13 protein-coding genes are annotated in these 23,151 nt (G+C 60.2%); 8 read left to right on the top strand and 5 right to left on the bottom strand.

What is annotated here, in order from left to right; genetic code table 11:
• Positions 1–35: 35 nt before the first annotated feature.
• The 8 genes from WCS52_13685 to WCS52_13720 all read left to right on the top strand — a co-directional run bounded on the left by WCS52_13685 (position 36) and on the right by WCS52_13720 (position 10,758).
• The gene (locus WCS52_13685; protein ID MEI6168230.1) at positions 36–3,794 is read left to right on the top strand and encodes a UvrD-helicase domain-containing protein; all 3,759 of its coding nucleotides are present in this window, start codon (positions 36–38) and stop codon (positions 3,792–3,794) included.
• A gap of 28 nt (positions 3,795–3,822) precedes the next feature.
• A complete protein-coding gene (locus tag WCS52_13690) occupies positions 3,823–4,932 on the top strand; it encodes an SGNH/GDSL hydrolase family protein (GenBank protein MEI6168231.1) in 1,110 nt (369 codons plus the stop codon).
• A gap of 217 nt (positions 4,933–5,149) precedes the next feature.
• Complete coding sequence (locus tag WCS52_13695) at positions 5,150–6,862, top strand: histidine kinase N-terminal 7TM domain-containing protein (protein MEI6168232.1); 1,713 nt, start codon at positions 5,150–5,152, stop codon at positions 6,860–6,862.
• Entirely contained in the window at positions 6,859–7,506 is a 648-nt protein-coding gene (locus tag WCS52_13700) for a response regulator transcription factor (protein ID MEI6168233.1), read from the top strand. Before WCS52_13695 ends, WCS52_13700 begins: the two co-directional genes overlap by 4 nt.
• Positions 7,507–7,692: 186 nt before the next feature.
• On the top strand, positions 7,693–9,114 hold the full coding sequence (locus tag WCS52_13705; protein MEI6168234.1) for a DUF1566 domain-containing protein: 1,422 nt from the start codon (positions 7,693–7,695) through the stop codon (positions 9,112–9,114).
• 48 nt (positions 9,115–9,162) lie between these two features.
• On the top strand, positions 9,163–9,666 hold the full coding sequence (locus tag WCS52_13710; protein ID MEI6168235.1) for a hypothetical protein: 504 nt from the start codon (positions 9,163–9,165) through the stop codon (positions 9,664–9,666).
• A 534-nt stretch (positions 9,667–10,200) separates the two neighbouring features.
• On the top strand, positions 10,201–10,455 hold the full coding sequence (locus tag WCS52_13715) for a prevent-host-death protein (GenBank protein MEI6168236.1): 255 nt from the start codon (positions 10,201–10,203) through the stop codon (positions 10,453–10,455).
• Between the two features lie 18 nt (positions 10,456–10,473).
• A complete protein-coding gene (locus WCS52_13720; protein ID MEI6168237.1) occupies positions 10,474–10,758 on the top strand; it encodes a type II toxin-antitoxin system YafQ family toxin in 285 nt (94 codons plus the stop codon).
• A gap of 45 nt (positions 10,759–10,803) precedes the next feature.
• Here the strand turns inward: WCS52_13720 and WCS52_13725 are convergent, their stop codons facing one another.
• The 5 genes from WCS52_13725 to tilS all read right to left on the bottom strand — a co-directional run.
• Positions 10,804–12,945, bottom strand: a complete 2,142-nt coding sequence (locus WCS52_13725; GenBank protein ID MEI6168238.1) for a hypothetical protein — start codon at positions 12,943–12,945, stop codon at positions 10,804–10,806.
• Between the two features lie 26 nt (positions 12,946–12,971).
• Complete coding sequence (locus WCS52_13730) at positions 12,972–19,049, bottom strand: hypothetical protein (protein ID MEI6168239.1); 6,078 nt, start codon at positions 19,047–19,049, stop codon at positions 12,972–12,974.
• Between the two features lie 373 nt (positions 19,050–19,422).
• Entirely contained in the window at positions 19,423–20,967 is a 1,545-nt protein-coding gene (locus WCS52_13735; protein MEI6168240.1) for a mechanosensitive ion channel family protein, read from the bottom strand.
• A 41-nt stretch (positions 20,968–21,008) separates the two neighbouring features.
• Positions 21,009–21,581, bottom strand: coding sequence for a hypothetical protein (locus WCS52_13740; GenBank protein ID MEI6168241.1), 573 nt, complete (start codon positions 21,579–21,581; stop codon positions 21,009–21,011).
• Positions 21,582–21,619: 38 nt separating this feature from the next.
• On the bottom strand, positions 21,620–23,151 hold a 1,532-nt coding region (gene tilS, locus WCS52_13745; protein ID MEI6168242.1), incomplete at its 5' end, for a tRNA lysidine(34) synthetase TilS.

Consider the following 23,151-nt stretch of genomic DNA (forward strand, 5'->3'; position numbering starts at 1 on the left):
GATTAATATTCATAAGCTTTAGCAAGAGATTGACCATGACAACGCCTTGCCAGAATATCCGCTTCATTGCGTCTGCCGGAACAGGGAAGACCCATCAGGTGGTCAGCCTTTACCAGGCGCTCCTGCTCGGTCGCCCCTATCCGCCGGACGACCACTCCCTGCCGGGCGTGACCGCCGGGTCCATCTTTGACGGAGGCCAGCGCATCCCGCCCGACCGGATTCTGATGCTGACCTTCACCCGCAATGCCGCGGCAGAGATGCGGTCGCGCGTCACCGAAGCCATTGAGAAGGAACTCGCTGGCGGCGACCCGGACAACGAGGCCTTCTGCTGGAGCCTGCTGCGCCGTCTTTCAGGCGCCACCATTTCAACCATCCACTCCTTCGCCCAGCAGATACTGGCGCGCCATACCCTGGAGCTGGGCCTGTCACCCACCCTCACAGTGCTGGAGGAAGCGGACGCCGCGGTGCTGCGAAGCGAGGCCGCCCAGTCGGCCTTGCGCAAGGCGCTGGGATCGGAGCACGGTCCGCGAGGCCGCGGCCCCTCCCGTCATCAGGCAAAGAAAGGCGTATCCCCACTGGGAGGGACGGCAGCCTCGCCGTCCGTAGCGGTTTATTCAGCGGCCTCCTATCTTCCAGATCTTGAAAAACTATGCGAAGGCCACGGCGTGGACCAGATCAGCAAAGCCGCCCTTCAAACCATTACCCAATGCGCCACCTGGGGAATCGATCTTGAAAACGCCACGCCGGCCAGCCTCGTCCTCACGCCCGCCGAACCCCGGCTCACCGACTTGACGGCCCTGCTCAAGCCGGTCGACCTCAAGGCCAGTGCCGGCGGTGGCGCCAGCATCAAAGCCATGGCCAGCGGCTTGCACCAGGAAATCAAACTGCTGGGCCACTCGCCGACGCCGGAGTCCGTGTCTGAAGCCGCCGGCCGGTTAGTTCCTTTTACCCAGAAAAACTGGGGCAAAGACGATGACATCAAGGAGCTGCGCAAATCCGTTCAGGCGAGCCTGGCCACGTTGGCCGCCTACTCACAACGCAAGGAGGCGAGCCGGCTTTTAATCTCCTTTATCACCCTGGCCCAGGATTGCGCACGAGGCATCCATGCCCGCAAAAGCGAGCAGGGGGTCCTTGATTTTGATGATCTGCTCTTCCGGGCCCGCGACCTGATCCAGCGCAATCCCGGCGCCGTTCCTGCCACCGACGTCATCATCGTCGATGAAGCCCAGGATAATAACCGGCTCCAAAATGAATTGATCCTCCTGGTCCAGGCCGCTTCCCAGGCGGCCGTGGCGGTGTGCGGCGACACCAAGCAAACCATTTACAGCTGGCGCGGTGCCGATCCCGATGGACTCGACAAGCTGGGGGCCACCCTGAAACTCAATCCGATCCCGCTCCGCACCAGCTATCGCAGTCAGCAGGGCATTCTGGACTGGGTGAATGATATCTTTGCCGGCGTGGTCATGGGCACCGACCTCTATGGCGAAAACGAGGAGTTGCTCTCCTGCCCGGCCGCCCGGTCCAGCACCGGTCCGGCCGTTGAATGCCTGTTCCCGGACTGGGAGATACGCCCCTCCCCCAAGGACCAGATCCCGGTGCCGGGCAAACCATCGAAATCCGGCGAAGCCAGCAGTGACGCCCGCATCCGGATCACGATCACGAAACGGGACATCGGGAAGCTGGCCGCTGAATCATCCACCAGCGCCGCCACCGACTGGGCTCAGGTGGCAGGGCTTTCAGAACACGCTCAAGCCCTTGAAGCCCGCGCGATCGCCCGACGGATCCGCCTGCTCACTACCCAGACCCGCCAGGGCGAGTGGCATCCGCCCCGGGTCTGGGATTCGGCCACCCAAACCTGGATCACGCCCCAGGGCCAGCCCTACCGGTTCCGCGACATCCTGATTTTATTACGGGCCACCAACCGGCAGAGTCTTTATGAGCAGGCCCTCCAGGAAGAGAATATCCCCTTCACCACGGATGGCGCCGGCCGCGGCTTTTTCATGCGCCAGGAAGTTCAGGACGTATCCAACCTCCTGGCCTGGCTGGCCTTTCCGCTGGACCGCCAGTCGCTCCTCGCCCTCCTGCGCTCCCCCTTCTGTGCCCTGTCAGATAACGCGGTGGCGGTGCTCTCCTCATCCCCCGCCGACCCATCCCTGCGCGGGATCGTCACCGCGGAGCCGGATGCCGCCGCCCTCATCGCGAACGACCTGGCCGTCCGCACCTCCCCCTCCGATGGCACCGCCTTCCTCAGGACCGCGTCACTCCTGCGCCGCCTCTGCGGCCTGGCAGGCCGCGTGAGCGCCGTGGATCTGGTACGGGAGGCTACACACCTGACCGGCTATGATGCCATCCTCGCGGGAACCTTCCACGGGGTGCAACGCCTGGCTAACCTCCAGAAGCTCCTGTCCTGGGTCCAGGATCTGGAGCGTTCCGAAAACCTCGATCTACAGGCCACCGCCAGCCGGCTCGCCAGCGAGATCACCCATGGCCGCGAAGCACCTGACGCCGCCGTACTGGATCCCGACGACGACTCGGTTCGCATCAACACCGTTCATGCCGCCAAAGGCCTCTCCAGTCCCGTTGTCATTGTTCCGGACCTGCGTCGCATCCCGCGCAATGACTCCAGTTGGATCCATGTGATTCATGGCGACGAACAGGCCCCTTCCGCGCTCACGGCCCGGTTGAAGTTCTACAATGAGGACGACACGCTTGAAGAACAGGTGGATGCCGAGGGCTATGCCGAGGAGCTCGAACGGAACAAGATGGCCCGCAATGAAGAGTCACGCCGGTTATTTTATGTGGCTGCCACCCGGGCGCGAGATCTCCTGATTTTCTCCTCTGAGAATCCCAACCTCAACAGCGACGAGACGTGGCGGTCCTGGATCAACCAGCATCTCCTGTCCTGTGATTTCAAGCCTGAACTGGTTCGCCTGCGCCCCTATGGCGAGATTGAGTCGGCGTGGCTGGCCCTGGGCGCCCCCCCGCCGGACCAACCGCTGGTGACGCCCGCCCAATTGACGCGGGGACCGGCATTCCCGGCTCCCCGTACAGGAAGCATCCAATACCGCTTCCCCGTTACCGCCCTTGTACGCCCCACCAGCCCCCTCCAATTGGTGACCGTCAACGTCACGCATAAAGCCATGGATAACCGGGACGAGGGACCTGAAGCCGCCCCCCCGCCTGAACACGACGTCGCGCCCGCTTTCACTAAAGCCCAGCTCGGCACCCTGGCCCATCAGATTCTCGAGACCCTGGATTACCACTCCCACGTTCCTTTGGAGCGTCAGGTTTCCCAGGCACCCGGACTGGCGGAGCTCACCCCGGCCGAGCAGGTCAGCGTCATCGGTTCGGTTACAAAGGCGGCCGTCACGATCACCCGTTTGCTTGAAGGGGTTGCGCCGGAGAACCTGATCCGGGAAATGCCTTTCGTGGCCCGTTTTGACCATGAAGAAACAGAGGTCATTGTGGATGGCAAAGTGGATCTACTCTATTTCAAGGCCGGCGCCTGGCACATTCTGGACTATAAATTCTCCGCCCATACCGCCAGGGAACTGGCTGACCGCTATGCCCTGCAACTGGCGGTCTACCGGGACGCCCTGTTCAAGCCTGTGGCCCATTCACTCGAGCGCATCCCCCGTTTTGACACGGAGCTTAAAAGGCCGGCGCCCCTGCATCTCACGTTGCTTGGCATCACCCCGACGGGCGTTTGCACCGAGGTGGATGTAACCGGCACCGTCCAGCCCGACATTGCCGCCCAACTGGCCACCGCCGCCCGGGGTCTAAGCAGGTTTTGAAAAGGAATTTTTATATGGAGCGCCAATCATGATCAGCAAAAAAAAGCCAACCTTGGACATCAGTAAGTTCGACCAAAACATGGAGGTCAAGAAAGCCGATGAGAATGGCCTGATATGGCACTTGCCTTATGAGCGCCCGTTTAAATTGGCAGGCTTTCACTGGTTTGATCAGGACCAGGTCTATCGCCGGTTCCCGGTCACACCGCCATCTCCACTCCCGGCCGGGGTGGACGGGCTGGCCTGGTGTACGGCAGGGGGACAGATCAAGTTCCGTACGGATAGTGCAAAAATCAGCCTGAAAGTCACCTTGCGTGATGCAGGCGCAATGGACCATATGGCCCAGACGGGGATGAGCGGATTCGATCTATATGTCGGTGAACCCGGAAAAGAGATCTTTTATTCCGTCTCCCGCTTTGCCATCGGCGCCACCGAATTCACCTGCGAACTTTTCAACTGCAGCCAGCGCAAGCGCCGCACCTTCACGATCAATTTCCCCCTGTATAAAGGCGTCAATGCCATCCGAATCGGCCTGCAGGCGGACGCCAAGATTGAAGCGCCACCGGCCTATCGGCAGAACCGGCCTGTGGTGGTGTATGGCACCTCCATTACCCAGGGCGGGTGCGCGTCACGTCCCGGTTCCTGCTACACCAATATCCTGAGCCGCCGCCTCAATATCCCGTTTATCAATCTGGGTTTCTCCGGAAGCGGAAAAGGCGAACCGGACGTGGCCCGCAACATGGCGTTAATCAAAAACCCGGCCATACTGATATTGGATTACGAAGCGAACTGCGTGACTTTCGACAGGTTCGCCACCACGCTTCCCGAATTCATCGCCATTCTCCGCGCGACTCACAAAACCGCCCCTATTCTGGTGATTTCCAAAATCCGGTTTGGTCAGGAAGCCCTGGCGGGGGATCCGGGCAAGTCGCGTGACCGCAAAAAATGCAACCGCATGCAGCGAACCCTCGTGAGAAAAATGCAACAGGCGGGCGACCCAAACATCCACTTTCTCGATGGCGCTCCCTTGCTCGGCAAAGACTACTGGGAATGTACGGTGGATAACGTCCACCCGACCGACCTCGGCTTTTTCCGGATGGCCGACAGTATCGAACCGGTGCTCAGGAAGATCCTCCGCTAACTTGGAATGGAACGGCGGACTCTTCAATGGAGGGCGCTACTCATGCCCCCGGAAGAGGGTGTCGATGGAACCGGACCATATTCTCCTGCAGCTTAGGAGCTCAGTGATGTTCTGGACATTCCCCACCGGTCCTGCTATTTTTTGAAATATTTACGATGTTACCTGCAGTCCCCTGTAGAACCGCGCAAGTGGTGTCCCTCAAACGATTTCATGTCACATGACCTACGCCGCGCACATCTTGCTGTTGATCAGCCTGGCCTACATGGTATTGCTGGGCTATGCGTGGTCACGCCCGCGCACCACGACCACCCGCTACTTCATGTTGATGCTAGTCTGCAGCATGATCTGGGCGATCACCTATTATCTGGAATTAATCCTCCCTGCGCGCGACGTTAAGGTGGCCCTGCGGCTGGGGCGTTTTCTCTTCCTGGCCTGGGTGCCTATGTTATGGCTGTTGATGACGTGCGGGCTGTTCAACCTTGGTGCCTGGATTCCCCTGGCGTTCTGGCGGACCTTTGCCGCCCTCAATATGGTCACCATGCTCATGGCCGTCACCGCGCCCTTTCACCATCTATTTCTGTTCGACATGCAAATTCAGGCCATCGGCTCGGTAGGCATCTTGAACTTTTCCCAGGGGCCTTGGTATTGTTTTTACCTGCTGTATAATCAACTGCTGGCACTGTTCGCCTTTGGCTTGTTGCTGGTTGCGTGGCCGCGCTCCCGCGGCGTTCGCCGGCAAAATCTCACCCTGCTGATCCTCGGGCTTTTTGTGCCACTGCTTATAAGCATTGGATATTCGTTCGGCAAAACCCCGGTGGCCAACATCAACCTTGCGCCCTTTTCACTAGCGTTTTCCATCAGTATTCTGGCCTGGGTGGTGTTGCGCAATCGCGCGTTGGATATCGTGCCTCTGGCCCGGGGTATCCTGCTGGACCACCTTCCGGATCTGGTGCTGGTGACCGATGCGCGCGGGTGGATCGTGGATATGAATCAAGCCTGCGAGCATGCCGTTGGGCGCACCCTGTCCGTCTGCGCCAAACAGCCAGCCGACACGTTGCCTGTGCCGTGGAGGGAATCGTTGGATGAAACGTCGGGCATGCTGAAGGCGGATATCAGAGGCCAACCGCACTGGTATGAGGTTAACCGGCTGGACATTACGGCAGACGGCGGCAACGAACGGGTGGGCCGGCTCCACGTGTGGCGGGACATGACCCTGCGGCATCAGGCCGAACTGGACCGGATGGAGCTGGAGCGCGTCCGGGCAGACGCCCGGATCGTGGAGCAACAAAAGTGCCTCCTGCGCGACATGCACGACGGACTGGGGGGAATTGCCATCAACATCAGCCTGCTAGCCAATCTGGGGTTGCAGGAGACTGAGACGGCGGCGAAGGACGACGCGCTCGAGAAGATCGAAACGCTGGCCATCGATGGCAACGCCGAGATCCGCAGCCTGATGAACGCGATGGAGCATCGGGAACTCGTCTGGTCCGACTGGCTGCTGGATGTCCGCAACTCCGGGCAGGCTTCGTGCGCGGGCCGGTTAATGGAATTTGAGTCTACTGTCGAGGGGCCTGTGCCGGAAACGCCCCTATCGTTACTAGCAGGCATGTCAATGTTCCGTATGATCAAGGAGGCGATCACGAACGCCGTCAAGCATGCCGGGGCCAGCCGGCTGGAATTGCGCCTGCGTTTTTCGGAGCAGGGCTTCGAAGCGGTGGTTCAGGACAACGGGCAGGGGTTTGATCCGGCGGCAGTCCGACTGGGGCACGGACTGGCCAATTTACGCAAGCGGGCCGCCGAACTGGGGGGCGAGATGAGCCTTTCCGGAGGGAACGGAACCCGGTGCCGGTTTCTGATCCCCATCCCCATAAACTACCCAGATGAGACGCTTGAACTGACCGCGCACTTTCTGCAAGAGTGTCGCCAATGAATCTCTGCCTCGTTGAAGACAATGCCACGTTGCTTAAATCGCTGGCCATACGGCTGGCGCGCGAGCCGGACATCCTGATACTGGGCACCTACACCTCGGCGGAGGAAGCCCTGGCGCAAGGTACGTGGGGTGATATTGACATCCTGCTGGCGGACATCGACCTGCCGGGCATATCCGGCGTGGAGCTGATCCGCCGGGTACGGGCACTCTATCCGGCGGTGATTCCGATGGCCTTCACGATCTGCGAAGACCGGACCACGGTGTTTGCCGCACTTAAGGCGGGAGCCTACGGCTACATCCTGAAAGGCGATGCCCCCCAGTTGCTGGTGGCGTCGTTACGCGAACTGGCGCAGGGAGGCTCGCCGATGAGCCCAGCCATCGCCCGCCAGGTTATTCGCGAATTTCACCCGGTTGGCGTGGACGACCATGCGTTGACGCCGCGCGAACGTGCCGTGCTGGATCTCGTGGCGGAAGGCCGCCTCTACAAGGAGATCGCGGGGGCGCTGGGATTGAGCGGCCACACGGTTCACACGCACATCAAGCGCATCTACGGCAAACTGCATGCCCACGGGCGTGCGGATGCCGTGCAGAAAGCCGGTGAGGCGGGGCTGCTGAGGGCTGATACGGACGCTCGGCTCCTGTAACTGGACCTGCGCACCGCCACTCTACGGTAGCGATCGTCCTAAACCGGCAGAAGGTTTCCCGCACCCCATACCCATAATATACCCAGTTGCGCCGCTAGAAGCGGCCGGTGGGAGGGGATATACTGCTCATCAGAAAGAGCCCCTATGTATAAGCACATCCACTTGCTGCCAAAGGAGATCGCAGAAATGATTAAAGTCACACCACTTCGGCCTGAAGGTCTATCCTTGGATGCGGGCCTAAAACGGCACAATCGCGGTAAATTGGAAATGATCCTCGCCGCGTTTGCCGTATTCGGTTTTTCATTTTCTCACGCTGGAGTTTTGGACTCCCCTGCGGCGCCTACTGACCCTGGTAGCGCCATGTACACGCTTGAAGACTTATACAACCGATTAGATGCCGGCGTGGATGGTACACAGAGTGTGTATGCCGGGCCCGTCGCCGGGCCCGGTAGCACCGGCCATACACTCAATCAAATCATGAGCAAGGCCCCGACCACAAATGCGGATGCCGCCGGGGCTGGCCAGGTACTCATCGGCAAAACGTATTGGGGGCTGAACGCCAGTGCATGGGGCACGAACACCGGCACAATGGCCAATAATGGCGCCGTCACGATCACGCCGAGTACCAGCGCGCAGACAATTCCGCAGGGATACCACAATGGCGCCGGCAGTGTGGGGGGCGATGCAGGCCTGGTGACTGCCAACATCAAATCAGGAATCACCCTCTTTGGCGTTGCAGGCAAGTCATCAGTGGTGGATACAGCATCCGGCACACCAGCGACGGCCGCCGATATTCTCTCGCCCAAGAAAGCCTACGTGAATGGTTCCCTGGTCACCGGCACAATGGCTTCTCAGACGCTTTCTGCGAATAACGGTACGGTAGGTGCGGGCTATTACGGGGTAACAACTCTTGTGGCAGTGGACATCGATCTGGTGAGTGCCAACATCAAATCAGGAATCACCCTCTTTGGCGTTGCAGGTAACGTAAACGTTGTCAACACGAGTAGCGGCGATGCCGTGGCGGGGGATATTCTCCCCGGCAAGAAGGCGTGGGTGGACGGAACCGAACTGACGGGAACGGCCAAGATTGCACAGGTGGCGAAAACCGCGCAAACGACCTCGTATGCAGCGGGAGATGACGGGGATCTGAAGAGAGGTGTGGCATGGCCAAGTCCGCGGTTTACGGACATCGGCGATGGCACGGTAACAGACAATCTGACCGGTCTCATCTGGCTGAAGGATGCCAATGCGTTTGGAGGGCAAACTTGGGCTCAGGCGTTAACAGACTGTGCCACGCTGGCTAACGGTGCGCATGGGCTGACCGATGGGTCAGTGGCGGGCGCCTGGCGGTTACCCAATATACGGGAACTGCTGAGTCTGATTGACTACCGCCGAAGCAGCCCCGCGTTGTGCAACACATCGGGGTATGGACAGTGGTCGAGTTTGTCGCCGTTCACCGGCGTTCAGTCATCTTACTATTGGTCGAGTACTACGCGTTCGGATAATACGGCCAACGCCTGGGACATGCACCTGAACTTCGGCATTGCAGGTGGCAACGTTAAGACGGTTTCTACGTCTTACGTCTGGCCCGTCCGTGGTGGCCAATAGGGATTGTCCGGTATTTTGATGGTTTAAACTTGAGTAGAGAGGGGCAATATGATCGCTCGATTTATGGGATTGTCGGTTCTTGTGATTAGTTTTGTCTGCGCAGAAACCATGGCCGCCAACATCGACTCCACCAACCAATACGCCTGGTCGAGCCATGCGGGATGGGTGAATGCCTCGCCGACGCACGGCGGGGTGACGGTAATACCGAACGGAGTCAACGGATACCTCGCCGGGTACATGTGGACGGAGAATACCGGCTGGCTGAAACTCGGTGCAGGAACGGGGCCTTACGCCAATACCGGCGCGACTGACTGGGGTGTGAACATGGACCAGACGGGCAATCTGTCAGGTTATGCATGGAGTAAACACTTCGGGTGGGTCAACTTCCACTCGACCCACGGCCAGGTGGCCATCAACACCGACACCGGGTCCTTTAATGGCTCTGCATGGTGCGAAAACATCGGATGGATTCATTTCGAAGGTACCTCGCCCGCATACAATATCAGAACCACGGCCTTTGATCGGCAAGGAACATGTTACGCAATCCGATAGCATATTCATGGACAGTCCAGTTGTAGTGGTGATGCCTTAAAATAAATAAAGTTCGATTTGTCGGGGGTATGAATGGGATTCAAACATTGGTTCTACAGATCTGGCGAAAAAGTGCTCGTAGGAATACTGATCGGTGCAGGCATCCTGTTTATGATGTGGGCTTCATTCCTCCACAAATCGAACATTGGTTTCGTCTTGGGAATCGCTTTCGTAATGACTGGAATCCTCACCGTACTACTGGTATTTCTGACTGAAAAGTCGGACAGGAGGAGCAACCATCAGAACGGCAAGGATCGCAAAGGATGGCCACACTGGTAAAATCTAAATTTCGACAGGGCTAAATCGACGTTCCTATTCCACAGATAGAGTTGCGAAAAGTCTCATGATGAGACTTTTATGCAACTCACTGATTACTAACATGTTAAACAATCAGTCGTTTTACAAGCGGGGATATGGCGGAAAGATCGAAACTTGACAGGATGCTGGCAACCCATGATGATAGTGCTATATCAGATGCAATAAGGAGTACTCATTATGACCATGATTGCGGTACAGGAAATCAAAAGACGGGGAATTTCGGCGGTGGATGAGGGGCTGGCGAACGGACCGGTCCATCTCATCAAAAGCAATCACCCTGCCTATGTCGTTATGTCCGAAGCCACTTATCAGGAAATGTTGACTGATCTGGCTGAAGCACGGTTGGCCGCTTCCGAAAATGATTTGAAAGCGGGCCGGGTTCGGCGTGGCTCGGCCGCCTTATTGATGAAGGAATTGCGCTCCAAAAACTAAAACCAACCGGAACCCCCCATGGCTAACTTCACCCTGGTCTGGACAGAAACATTCTCGCGAACAGCACGTAAATTCCTCCGCCGACATCCCGATCTCACCGGCCTTTTTGAAGACGTCCTGAAACAGCTTGAGGCTGACCCCCATGCCTCACGGCTCCGGTTACATCGACTGAAAGGCCAGCACACGGACAAACACGCCATCAGCCTAACCTACGCCTACCGCATTGTCCTTATTATCGTACTGACTGAGCACGAAATCACCCTCCTGGACATCGGCTCACACGATGAAGTATATAGGGATTGATTGTTGCAATGAGGCGGCAGCCCTCCTGGTCGGCTACCTGAACCGTTACTCCAGAAATTTAAAACCCGACACGACTAAATCGACTTTCCGGACTTCATCGGAACCCAACCACAGTGTCACTTTTTTTACATCCAATAACCCCGGAGTGGCGGGAAGCGGAATCCGGAGCTCCTGCGCCAGGAAGCGGGTGTGATGAAACTTCACCATGATCTCCTGCGATACCGCACGTCCTTCTGAATCCGGCCGCTCCAAACTGATCACCGCCTTTAGAACGGGGCCGCGATTGCGGTAGCGGAGCCGCAACTCACCCCCGGACAAGGCCAGCCCCCCTGAGGGCTGATCGAACAGCCACGTCACCGCCGCCTGTCGCACCTTTTTCCCGGTCAACCGCCAGCCACGCCACCCGCGGTCCAACGCCAGCGAACTTCCATCCGGCGACCAGACCACCGTCCGGCTGCCCGGCACCAGCAGATCGGCCGGCTTCCCGTCGGGATAAATCAAACGCAATGCCCCCGCCACCCCGCGCTGGTCAAGGTAACGCGCCATGGCGTCATCACTCTGCCCAAGTCCGCCCAGGATCAGCGACATCACATGAACCGCCGTCTGACACCGGATCGGCAACTGCGTGGCCATGTGGATCCCCTCCCAGGGACCATGCGCGGTAAACAGTGCTGAAACACAGGACCAATGATCACGGAGGAATCGTTCCACGTCATCCGGCAGGATACTGTAGGCCACCCCCAGCGTGTAGATTGAGGGGGCATTGGTGATCCGGACATCACTGACCACCGCCAGGTCCGGCACGCCTATTTTGCCGCTGTACTGATATCCCTTCCCGCTATAGGCCTCTGACAGAAATCCCGGCAGATGATACGCACGCGAATAGTCCAGATTGATCCGCACCGCATTTTCAAGACTGGCCCGCCAACTGGGATTCCGGCGTTCCCCCATGAACAGGGAAAGCCCGAGCGCCTGAAAGGCCGATCCCTCCCACACCCCCAGGGTAAAGCATTCCCGGCCCGTGGTCATGAGCCGTGATTTGATTTTAAAGTTCTGATACCGCAAGGGGTCATCAGGAAATCCGAAACGCACCACCACAAAGGCCATGGGGCCCCTGAACTCGTTGACAAAATAGTCGGCATAGGCGGCCTGCCAGACCCCCGCCCCATCCGCCCATCCCAGATATTGTTGATGGGTGGCATTCCAGCCGAACCGGAAGAGACCGCGTTTCGCATCATAGAGCGTGCGATACCCGGCCTGCTGGGCCTCAAGGAATCCCTCCAACCGCGCCCTGATAAGGGCCGCCTGCGGACCCAACGGCTCAGCGGGACGCTTCGCCCCACCTCTTGAAGTTTCCGCTATTCCGGTAGGGCGAGGCGTCTCGCCGAGCCGTCCTGGATTAGATGGTGTAATGTCCGGACTCAACAACAGTCCTATGGCCTTGGCGACGGAGGCGCTGAGATTGGCATTGTCCCCGAAGACCACCTGCACCACGCGCCGGTCGATAATCGTCATCAGCTTGATCTGGCCCTCATGCGAGGCATAGGGGGCCAGGGCACCCTGGAAGCCCGCCTGGCCATAGCCATAGCCCGCGCCGCGCAGGATCTCGCCCTGCTCCCCATTGGCCAGGGGCCGCACCCATCCGGCCTGTTCGAGCGCACGCCATACGGCCAGCCCCTCCGGCTCCCCATACGCCTCGATAAAATCCTTCCGGTACGCATCCGCGCCTAACGGGGCGACCCGCCGGCCGTGATCGAACCCGATAAAATTACAAAGCAACCCCTGCGCACTCAGCAGCGGATCGGCCTGATCCTGAACCAGACACCGGCTGACCCGGTCCAGTTCGCCCATCGCTTCCAGGCGTGACACATAGGGCTGATCGGCCATCCCCGCCGCGATGTGGGCTAACAATTCAATCCATTCTCCAATCGTCGTGAGCTGGGTAAATCCCCTCAACTGAAGGCCATTGCGATCATTCCAGCCCTCCACCGGATAACCGGAGGCCTCGTCAAACAGCCCCTGCCCGGGCTTGATATAGCCCAGCGCATTCTCCACCAACTGTCGCATGTGGACATGCTGAGGAGGGATGGACGGGAGATAAAACGGAGACGCGACTGGTTCGCCACCGGCAACCACCGTGGCCAGAAGCGCCAGGCCAGCCATTATGATGTTAAGGTTACGATGCATATGGAGGGTTTTGCTCTGTCAAAACCTTATCCTATTCCCGGCGCCGACGGAGCGGCGCCCTCCATTTTTCTGAATGGACTGTTCGTCAAATCACGCGAGATCTTGTGCACCCGCAGGCCACCGCGGGGGTCCGCCAGGTCAGCGGGCAACTTCATCTGGTTGCCTTCCAGTTTGACTCCCACGACCCCCTCGAGGGCCTGCCTGAACATCCAGGCGGCGGCACCGGTATAGCCATTCCAGATCATCCGTCCGGAATCAAACGTGGTCAACAAATCCGCCGGCTGTTTATTCGGCTGTCCGCCATAGCGCTCAATCTGGTCGGGGGTCGTATGATCCAACGCCGAGATCTTGCGCCATAGCCGGATGGCCGTTTCACGGTAGGTGGCGGCCGCAACCGGATCGCCCGCTTCCGCCCGCTCCTCCGCCAGATGCCGGGCGGCCCCGACCATCCACTGCACCCCATGGCAGTACATCCCGTTTTCGCGCACGCCTTCGGGATACTTGCAACTCCTGCCCAGATAGGGCTTGGTCTGTTCATTCAACGCCGGCCAGCCGAGCAGGATCACATGCTCCCGTTCCAACGTCCGGAGCGCCGTATCAAACACTATTCGCGCCCGTTCTTTATCAACCCCTGCAAAAACCGCCCAGGCCGCCGTCAGGGCATCCACTTCCCAGATGCCGCTTCCCTTGACCCCGATCTCGGTCCCATCATCATGAATGGCCCGCAAATACCGGTCTTCCCGCCAGGTTTCATTGATCGCCACCCCCAGCGCCTCCAGGCGCTGCTGATACGCGGCCGCATGGCGCGGGAGACATCGCCGCTGCAGCACCGGCATTAACTCGCGCAGGATATAATACAGAAAGAAGCCCATCCACACGCTTTCGCCACGTCCCTCACTGCCGATTTCATCCAGCCCGTCATTCCAATCGCCCGTCCCCATCAGTGGCAGTCCATGCCGGCCCATGCGTTTTTTCAGGACCAGATCCAGCGCACGCCTCACATGAGCCAGCACCGAATCCGCCCGGGTGGATCGCAACGGGAAAAAGCCCATCCCCTGCTTGCCCTCGGGCAGCGGCAGGAGGGGAATCTCGGCATCCAGATACGGGACCGTCTCATCCAGCAGCGTTTCATCCCCGGTCATGCGGACATACTCCGCCACCGCCCAGCCGAGCCATAACAGGTTATCGCAGGCATGTGAGCGACTCGAGAAACTGGTCCGTCCATCCTGCTGCAGGAAGAACCAGTGGACCGTATCCCCCTCCACAAACTGCTGGGCGGCATGCAGCAGAATCTGACGGCGGGCCAGGGCCGGATCAACCCAGATCAGATTCACGCAGTCCTGCAACTGATCCCGGTATCCAAACGCGCCACTGGCCTGATAGAAGCCTTTACGGGCCCAGATGCGTTCGGCGAGCGCCTGATAGCGCAGCCAGTACAAATACCCGTCCACGGCCGGATCGGACGTCTCCACGTCCAGCGTCCCCATAAACCCGTTCCACCAGCGGCGGGTGGCGGCCAGCTGACCGGCCGCATGCCCGACCTCCAGATAACGCGCGATGAGGTGTTCCGCCTCCGCTTGAGTCCCCGTCTGGCCCAGCACCACCACCACCTCACGTTCCGCATGAGGGGGAATCTCCACCGCAATCCGGAAGGCGGCCACCGCCTGCGGGTCATGAAGATCCGCGGGCGCCGCCCCGCCTTCCACCCAGGCCGGATGCGCCACCGTCCGCCCCGCCCCGAAAAATTCACCCCGCCGGGTGGTACTCGCCTCGGGCTTGAGGGACACCGCCACAAAGGCCGGCCCGGTGCGGAAGGTATTGCGGGGATTCTCAAACAGCCACCCATGCCCCGTCGACGAGGGATGGCGCAGCAACGTCCCGGAATGCTCCGGTTGCGCCGCCAGCGTCATCTGGAAATACGGCGCACAATAAAAGCGCCGGACCTGATCTCCCTCGTTGCGGAGTTTCAGGCAATAGACACCAAGCGGCTCATCCGGCGGAACAAATACCGTCAGCTCACTCGCCAGCGTTCCCTGCCTCATATGAAAGACCGCCGTCCCATCGGTCCGGAACTCCGTCTCATAGACCGCACCGGAGGCCCGTAACGGCTCGAAAGTCGGCGAGACCCATTGCCGGTGATCGCAGTCATACAGGTAAATCGCTTCGCCTGGCACCTCCCGGGTGGTCGTGTCGGCCCAGTCGGGCGTCAACCGGTTCTGCTGCGAATTCACACTCGATGAGGAATGCAAGCCACGCTGGGTCACGGCCAGCACATGGCCCAGGGCATTGGCCATGGTGTGATCAAAGGGCCGCGGGGTAAAGGGAGTGAGCACCCGCATCACGCGGCCACCTTCCTCAAAGCGGGCATAGGGGGGCGCCCAGTCCGGTGGCGGACGGCCATGGCCGATGAGCAGTCCGGCAGCAGACTTATCGGTCGTTGGCGTGACGGGACACCCCGCGCCACCTGAAGCTAACACGGCGGGCGAAGCGCACGCCTTGATCAAGGTCTCGGCGGCTTCCAGCGAAGCGGCACACCCCACCCACAAACGCACGCTCACTTCCCCGCCGGCGGGCAGGTCCAGCCGCAGCGCCAGGCTCGCAATCCCATCAAACATGGGGCACGAGGCCAGGGCCTCAGGGGGGCGCCATTTCATTTCGCGCAAGGCTTCCGGAGCCCACAACGAACCGGCCCGCCCGATAAATTCCACCCGCGCCACATGAATCCCCGCCGGGGCACGATCTGCCGCCAGGAACCCGGCCAACTTGCTGGTATGGTGCAACGCCACGACCGCATTCAACCCGGGGACATACGACATTTCCGGAAACAGGCGGTTGTACTGGGTATGCCCGCGATCGGCATCCATACTGTTCAGTGACCACTCGACATAGGGGACCAGACACACGGAACGGGCCTTGCCCCCCGGGTTACGAACCGTCACCGTCCAGGCCTCCAGCGGCAGGGTCTCGTCTGGCAGCGTGACGACCATCTCCGTGTCAAGTCCATGCTGGCGATGCCGGAACCGGAGGTCATCCCCCTCGTCCAACACCTCCGGCTGCGGCCCGAGCTCCGCGGGGAAGTTGCCCAGCACCGGCCAGGCCGGATGGGTGCCGGTTCCGTCAGCCTGCTCCTCCACTAAAAAGAGGGCGCGTCCCGCCGGATCATGCCCTTCATAGGAGCGACGGTGGACATCTGCCCGCTGGGGGAGATACTCCGCACAGGGGGCCCCGCCGGGCTGAAGGGAAAACGCATAGACGTTGTTATCCAGCTCGGGAATGGTGGGCGGCAGTTCGCCCCGTTTGCGCAAAATACGGAATCCGGTCGCCAACGCCACGACCGCCGCCAGCAGCAGGCCCGCCTCGATCACCCCGTTGCCCGGCGATTGCGCCCAGAGTTTCTCAATCCAGGGAGTGGTGGATAACTGCAGGGCTTTCGACTGGTCCCAAACTTGATCCCAGGCCGCGCCGGCGGGAATATAAAACGGGAGCAACAGCGGGGCCCAGGTGGTAAACCGCTTGATCCCCTCGGGAATGAAGCGGGCGGCGGCATGGGGCCCCAGGAAGCGGGCCACCCGCTCATCCAGCCGGTCCATGCCGAGGAAACTGAGATTCACCAGGGTCGCCACCCTCAGGCCCATGTGATCCAGCCAGATCAAGACCCGGAAGGCATCATAGGCCAAAACCCACATGAACACCTTCAGGCTCCAAGCCTCGAAGGCGGCGCCATTCAGCAGGCCGGTTTGCGCCATACAAAAGAGCGTGCGGATGGCGCCATCCTGATTATACCAGGTGGGAACCGACATCTGGCGCAGGAAGGTAAAAATAACGGGCGCCATCCACAACCCCCAGCGCAGGACAAAGATCGTGCCATCCGCCAGTTCCGCCAGGCCATCACGCGACGCCAGACGCCGCACCGGCGCCCACTCGCGCTGAAACAGGGCCATCAGGAAGGACCGGTTGATCGCAAACAACCAGGCCGCCACCCCCCAGGAGATCACCCCGGCCAGGGCTTCGTTCCATAACAACCGGGCCCCGCCCGTATAGTCGCCCAGACTCAGGAAACCCCACCGGCTCAGGAGCGGATACACATCGTACGGGGCGGGCGGCATGCCGTAACCACAATACAGGGCCAGTTTCGCCGCCACCACCGGGGTCTGAACCGGATCGAAATAAAAGCCCAGCGCCGCCCCCACCAACCCGCCCAGCACCGCCTCCACGCCATACAGCCGCAACCCGGCCATGCCCCCGCGCCCGGTTCCCGCGTAGAATGCATCACTCACGATACTCATGCCGGCATATATCACGACCCCCGCCACGAAACCCAGGCCGGCCCGGTCCGGCAGGCTCAACCCGGTGAACTGATGACTCCAGGCCCAGGAAATAAACAGCCCGGTCACCGCCCCGCGCAACATCAGGGCGGGCCGGCAGTAATTCCGGCCCAAGCGCCGGGCAAATGAAGGGCTCCCGTCAAAGCTCTCGATGAGCGTCTTGACGAAGGGAAACAGCAGTGCCCCCAGGCAGGCCCAGGACAAGAGCGGCGCAGCGGCATAGGCCTGCTGCCAGAAGGACGAGGCCGCCACCCATTGGCTCAGGTTCAGAATCCCCATCAACCACCCGCTGAATACCAACCCGTTAAAGAACCCTTTGTGGGCATAGCCGATCAGGGCGGGCCCTTTCAGTTTCCGGCGATGCATGGCATCCAGCAGCATCCCCGTCAACAGATACGCCTCCGCCCATAAGAGCCCTTGGGAAAGCATGGCCGCTCCAATGGCTACCAGCGGTTGCATCCACAGGGGAAGGTCATACAACCCTGACCCCATATCCGCTATCAGGGGAGAAACGGCCACCGCCCACGCGGAGACCACCAGCACCCGGGTGACGCGCGCGCCCCACAGGCGGACCCACCACCCCGCCCCGTTCGCCCGGCGCCGGCAGGCCAGGGCTGCAGCCAGGTTGAACACCATCAGGGTCACCATGCGGGCGACCAGGATCCGGACTTCCACTCCGCCCCATGTCCCCGGCAACACCAGCGACCCCGCCTGCAACATCAGGTCGCGATTGGGCAGGAGCAGCAGAATCCCGAAGAGAAAGGGAATTAAAATCAGCCGCAAGCCCATCACGGCATCCACCGGATGCTGGGTTGTCAGCAGGCGGCGCACATTGGCCCCATGATACATCAACCAGAAGATCACGGCACTCAACCGGGTGATCTGGCCGAGCTCCCCCCACTGCGGGACAGCGGTCCAGATCGCCACCTCGCCCGCCGCCAGGGTCAATACCCCGGGAATCCAGGCATGTTGAAACGTCTCCCAGGGCGTAGGTGCGCGCCGGGCCCAGAGCCGGGTGAACAGGGCGGCCATCCAGGCTCCCGCCAGCGCCACCCCCATCGGCGTCCAGGGACTCCGGCCGGGCCCCGTGTTGGCCGTCGCAAAAATGGCGAATACGGACCCCGCCGCCAAGACACAGGCGAACCCGAAAATGAGATCGCGCAACCAGCCCCTGGCCGGCCCACCGGCCGGGAAACGGCGTGCGGTCAGTCCGGTGAGGGCTGCCGCCAGAAATGCCGCCGCCAATAATCCAAGCCAGCGCCCCGAGGGACTCGCCAGGGCCAGACGCCAGGGTGCCCAGGCCACCAGTTCCGCGTTCATCACCAGGCCACCGGCCAGTGGCGCCGTTCCGCCGGGATGGGCCACCACCAGAACCGTCTCCGTCCAGGGACCGATACGGGTGGCATCCAAAAGCAGGTCTCCCTGTCCCCGTCGTGCCCGCAATACCAGGGGAAGGGTCTGAACCCCTGAGGCACCCTTGATTTCCCAGCTGACACGCAACGGGACCGGGGCATCGGCGGCAAGCTCATACGTATAGTGCAACTCATTCGCCCGGGAAGGAAGGCCATCCGTTCCGGTATACTTGGCCCAGATCCCCGCGGCCGCACCCGGAGGCAGGAAAAACCGCAACTGCCACGCCTGACTGGACTGAATGAGCGAGGCGGTCGCACCGGCAATCTGGAAAACACCTTGTTGGGAAGCCTGACTTAACGCACTTTCCGCCTGAAGGCTGAAAGCCATGGAGAAAAAAAACGTGAACAGAAGAGCACGAAAAGACATTTTCCTGCCCGCCTCCGGTGGAAAACACTCACCCCTTCGTGTTCTTTGCGTGCTTCTGTTCAACACTGTATTCTCCCCTACAAATCCTGAACCAACCAGGCTTAATTAGCGCTTACTCGAAATGGTTTGTTGATTTGCGCTTTTCTCCCTGAAAGGGAGAAACTCCACAGCCAAGGGCGAAACCCTTGGGTTATGCGCACACCCATCATCCCCATCAACCCTGTAAGGGTTGAGCCCTTTCAGGGTTCTGTTTGATTTTTCACATCATCATGTCCAGGGGCTTCACCCCTGGCTATAAAAATTCAGCCCTTTCAGGGCTGCTTCCTCCAAACCCAATCTTTTTCGGACAGCGTCTAATAACAGTCGGCAAGTCCTACACCAGCCCGAAGAACCGGCGAATCCGGGCGGTCAGCATCGACCGGTTGTCCGGAGCCGGGATTCCGGGAGAGGAGGCGGCCAACAGGGCATGGCGCGCGGCCACACGCTTTTCGAGGACCCCTGCCAGTTTACCCGCCAGTTCGGCATCCGCCTGCAACAGGCTGGCAAACGCCGGCTTCGACACGCGCACCACCTCGACGTCGCCTTCCGCGACCACCGTGGCCGCGCGCGGCTCGCCGGTTAACAAAGCCATTTCGCCGAAAAACTGACCTTCCTTCAGCCGGGCGACTTCCTTCAATACCCCGTCCACCCCGCGAATGGAGACGCTCACTGTGCCGGACCGGATCACATAAAAGGCCCCGCCAGCCTCGCCCTGATGACAAAGGGCTTCGCCTGAAGCATAGGGGACGGTTGCCACTGACGACACCAGCCGCTCGCACTCGGCTTCAGACAAGGATTGAAACAACTCCACACGCTTCACCAGATCCCTGACCGCATTCCGGCTGGCATCCAGGGCGTGTCGCTCCGTGGAGAGCCGGTTGCTGATCCGGACATCCTGGATGGGATAGGGAATGCCAATGCCTTCGCGCTTGAACACATACCAGAGCCGATCCATCACCGTACTCTGAATGGGGTCCATCCTTGAATAATCTGCGATGAAAAATTTAATGGTGAAATTCATCGAAAAATCACCATACCCCGTCAAATAGACCATCGGAAGCGGATCTTGCAACACCTCGGGGACATCCGCCAACACGCTCAGGATAGCGCTCCGCACCGCATTGGGCGGGCTCTCATAATCCACCCCGATCGGCAAAAAACAGCCATGGTGCGTCGTTGGTCGGGAATAATTGACAATCGCGTCACGTGCAATGGAGGCATTGGGAATGATGATGTAATCTTCTGCCTTGGTCCGCAAGCGCGTCGCACGCCAGGTCGTATCCACCACCCGGCCCGTATTGCCGCTGATCGTCACCCAGTCCCCGATCTGGAAGGGCCGCTCGGTATTCAGCGCCAGACCGGCAATCAGGTTGCCCAGCGTATCCTGGGTGGCATTCCCGACGATGTAACCGACCACCAGGGAGGACATGGCAAACACATCCAGATTCACTCCCGGAAAAAACCCGCGGATGATCAGGATCAGCGCCAGTAACGACAGGACCCAACGCCCGATGTCCCGCAGCAACAGCGGGACTTGGGGGCGTTTGCGCCACTCCGCCATCAGGTCAAACAGGAAAACGTCCGCCGTCTTGAGGCCGAGGGAGATCCCGAAAAAGATCGCGGCGGCGAGCATCGCATCCAGGACCAGGGGATTACACTGGCTGAGGATCGGGCCCAGGAAAAAAAGGAGAAGCAACACCAGCACCAGGACATTCAGGGGGATGCTGACCGTGCGAAGCAAGCGGTGGCGGATCCAAAACCGCTGTGCCAGCGAAAATCCGGCATAGGTGGCGACCAGCAGGGCCACCCGTACCAGGAAACTGACGGAGTCGAACCGCCCCCCCTCCTGCATCAACGTCCAGAGTGCTAATCCCATCATGACGTCTCCAGCTTGAAAGAGGGGTGTTGAGGTGAGAACCGTTATTTAGCGGCCTTTTCAACCGCGGCATTCACCTTGGCCCCACCGGGCGCTTCGACGCCTGCGGCCGCCCCTTTGACTTCAGCAGGAGCCGCCTTGGCAACCTTGGCGTCCAGCTTGGTTTTGACCAGTGTCGCGGCACTCATCAGGTCAGACTCCTGTTTGACCTGCTCCTTGGACTTCACCGCCACCTTCTTCTTAAATTCACGTTCCTCTTTTTTCGCCTGCTGATCCTCGTACTTCGACAAGGCTTCGGACGCTTTTTCTGACGAGGCATATTTGGCCGCACTCACAATGGAACGGGGAGAGAGTTTATTGCCGGCGAAGGGCGTCTTTTTATTCAGCTCATCCGCACGCCATTCCTTTCCCGCCTCCGTTACCGCCTCGGGAAATATTTTCTGTTCAAGCTTAACTGCCGCCTCGAGGGCCTTGTAATCCGTAGCGGACATCGACTGCACTTCCATCTGCTTGTCGAGCCCCTTGATCTTGACCAGATAGAACTCCTCGCCCGCCTGAACCGTCAACACAGTCAACCCGACGATCAACAGCCCCATCATCCAGTTCATTGCACGCATATGTACTCCTTTTTTGATTTCTAAAATGAAGCGTGATACTAGCGACGCCCCCGTTCCAGCACAAGCGGATTATGCTTTCCCGTCACCGCCAATTGCAGATTCCTATCCCCGGCATTGGCCACGGCCCAGCGTGCCGCAATCCGGTAGCCGGGAATCCAGATAATCTCCCCCTCACACTCCACCACCGGGACCCGTTGCCGCACAGACCGCGGAATTTTCGCATTCACCAGAATATCCTGGATTTTCTGGGAGCCTGTCATCCCGAACGGAATCATCCGGTCGCCAGGTTTCCAGCTGCGGACCCACAGTCCCCTCTTCGCCCAAACGGCGGCATTCAGCGTTGCCCGGGCCGGCAGAGTGCCCGGCTCCCCGCCCTTCTCTTTAACTAATCCCGGTCCCTGCGTGACGGTGATGGTGAGCCCCCAGCCAGGAATCACGGTCTTCCCAGGAGCCTTCAACTTTACTCTCACCGGTTGCGTACTGGCCTTTTCAGGTGATTCCACTCGCAGATCGTCATAGTGCCGCCGAACGTTCCAGCCCCCAGTCAGCTCCACGGTTCCGCTTCCCGCCGAACGCCCGAGCAAACGATCTACCCGCGACACGGCATCAAAGGCCAACCCCTCTTCCGGCACCCCCTGCCCGAAAAGCCATAACCGGATCACCCGCCGCCGGGCGGCCAGGGGATGGGAACCTAGTAACCGCCTCGAAATCGTCTTCTCATCCTCCGAGTGGACGCCGGGGTCCCTCCCGGCGTTTGATCGCGCCGGGGACGTCGCGATCCACCCTGTATCCCGGCATTCCTCAAGAATCTTTCGCGCCAGATCATCCAACCATTCGTCTTCAGCCGCCAATACGGCCTGGGTGCGCTGTAAGGTCTGGCGAATGCCCGGATTGTAGTCCCGTTCCAGGAGAGGGAGTAATTCATGCCGGACGCGGTTCCGCAGAAAGGCGGGATCGGTATTGGTTTCATCTTCGCGCCAGGCGTATTTCCCGGCCCGTAAATATGCCTCGATTTGAGCCCGGGTGACCGCCAGTAAAGGGCGGATGACCCGGATCCCGGACACCACCGCTTCGGGTGCCATTCCGGAAAGCCCCCCCCGCCCCGCCCCGCGCAGAAATTTCAACAGGATCGTTTCAACCTGATCATTCGCCGTATGCGCCGTCGCCATCAGGCTCGCGCCCACCCGGCGGGCGGTCCGCACCAGAAACGCATAACGGGCCTCACGGGCCGCCATTTCCAGCGACACCCCCTGCTGCCGCGCCAGTTGCGGCACCTTCGCCCGCCCGACCACACAGGGAAGGTTCAGGCGCCCGGCCAGCGCCCGGACAAAGGCGGCATCGTCCCGGGAGTCCTTCCCCCGGATGCCATGTTCGAGATGCGCCACCGTCAACTGCCACCGCTGGCGTTCCGCCAGCGCGTGCAGCGCATGGAGCAACGCCACGGAATCCGCCCCGCCTGACACTGCGACAAGCACATGGGCGCCAGCGTCTGCAAGACTGGAATCAATCAAATTCTCTGTCACGTCCTGATTTCCGTTTGACACTTTTCCATTGTTAACTGATCTGCTTT

This window comes from bacterium (assembly GCA_037128595.1).
Classification (GTDB): Bacteria; Verrucomicrobiota; Kiritimatiellia; order CAIKKV01; family CAITUY01; genus JAABPW01.

What these genes read in the sequence shown, in the direction of transcription:
- WCS52_13685 (MEI6168230.1), top strand. Translation starts at nt 36, where the DNA reads ATGACAACGCCTTGCCAGAATATCCGCTTCATTGCGTCTGCCGGAACA.
- WCS52_13690 (MEI6168231.1), top strand. Translation starts at nt 3,823, where the DNA reads ATGATCAGCAAAAAAAAGCCAACCTTGGACATCAGTAAGTTCGACCAA.
- WCS52_13695 (MEI6168232.1), top strand. Translation starts at nt 5,150, where the DNA reads ATGACCTACGCCGCGCACATCTTGCTGTTGATCAGCCTGGCCTACATG.
- WCS52_13700 (MEI6168233.1), top strand. Translation starts at nt 6,859, where the DNA reads ATGAATCTCTGCCTCGTTGAAGACAATGCCACGTTGCTTAAATCGCTG.
- WCS52_13705 (MEI6168234.1), top strand. Translation starts at nt 7,693, where the DNA reads ATGATTAAAGTCACACCACTTCGGCCTGAAGGTCTATCCTTGGATGCG.
- WCS52_13710 (MEI6168235.1), top strand. Translation starts at nt 9,163, where the DNA reads ATGATCGCTCGATTTATGGGATTGTCGGTTCTTGTGATTAGTTTTGTC.
- WCS52_13715 (MEI6168236.1), top strand. Translation starts at nt 10,201, where the DNA reads ATGACCATGATTGCGGTACAGGAAATCAAAAGACGGGGAATTTCGGCG.
- WCS52_13720 (MEI6168237.1), top strand. Translation starts at nt 10,474, where the DNA reads ATGGCTAACTTCACCCTGGTCTGGACAGAAACATTCTCGCGAACAGCA.
- WCS52_13725 (MEI6168238.1), bottom strand. Translation starts at nt 12,945, where the DNA reads ATGCATCGTAACCTTAACATCATAATGGCTGGCCTGGCGCTTCTGGCC.
- WCS52_13730 (MEI6168239.1), bottom strand. Translation starts at nt 19,049, where the DNA reads ATGTCTTTTCGTGCTCTTCTGTTCACGTTTTTTTTCTCCATGGCTTTC.
- WCS52_13735 (MEI6168240.1), bottom strand. Translation starts at nt 20,967, where the DNA reads ATGATGGGATTAGCACTCTGGACGTTGATGCAGGAGGGGGGGCGGTTC.
- WCS52_13740 (MEI6168241.1), bottom strand. Translation starts at nt 21,581, where the DNA reads ATGCGTGCAATGAACTGGATGATGGGGCTGTTGATCGTCGGGTTGACT.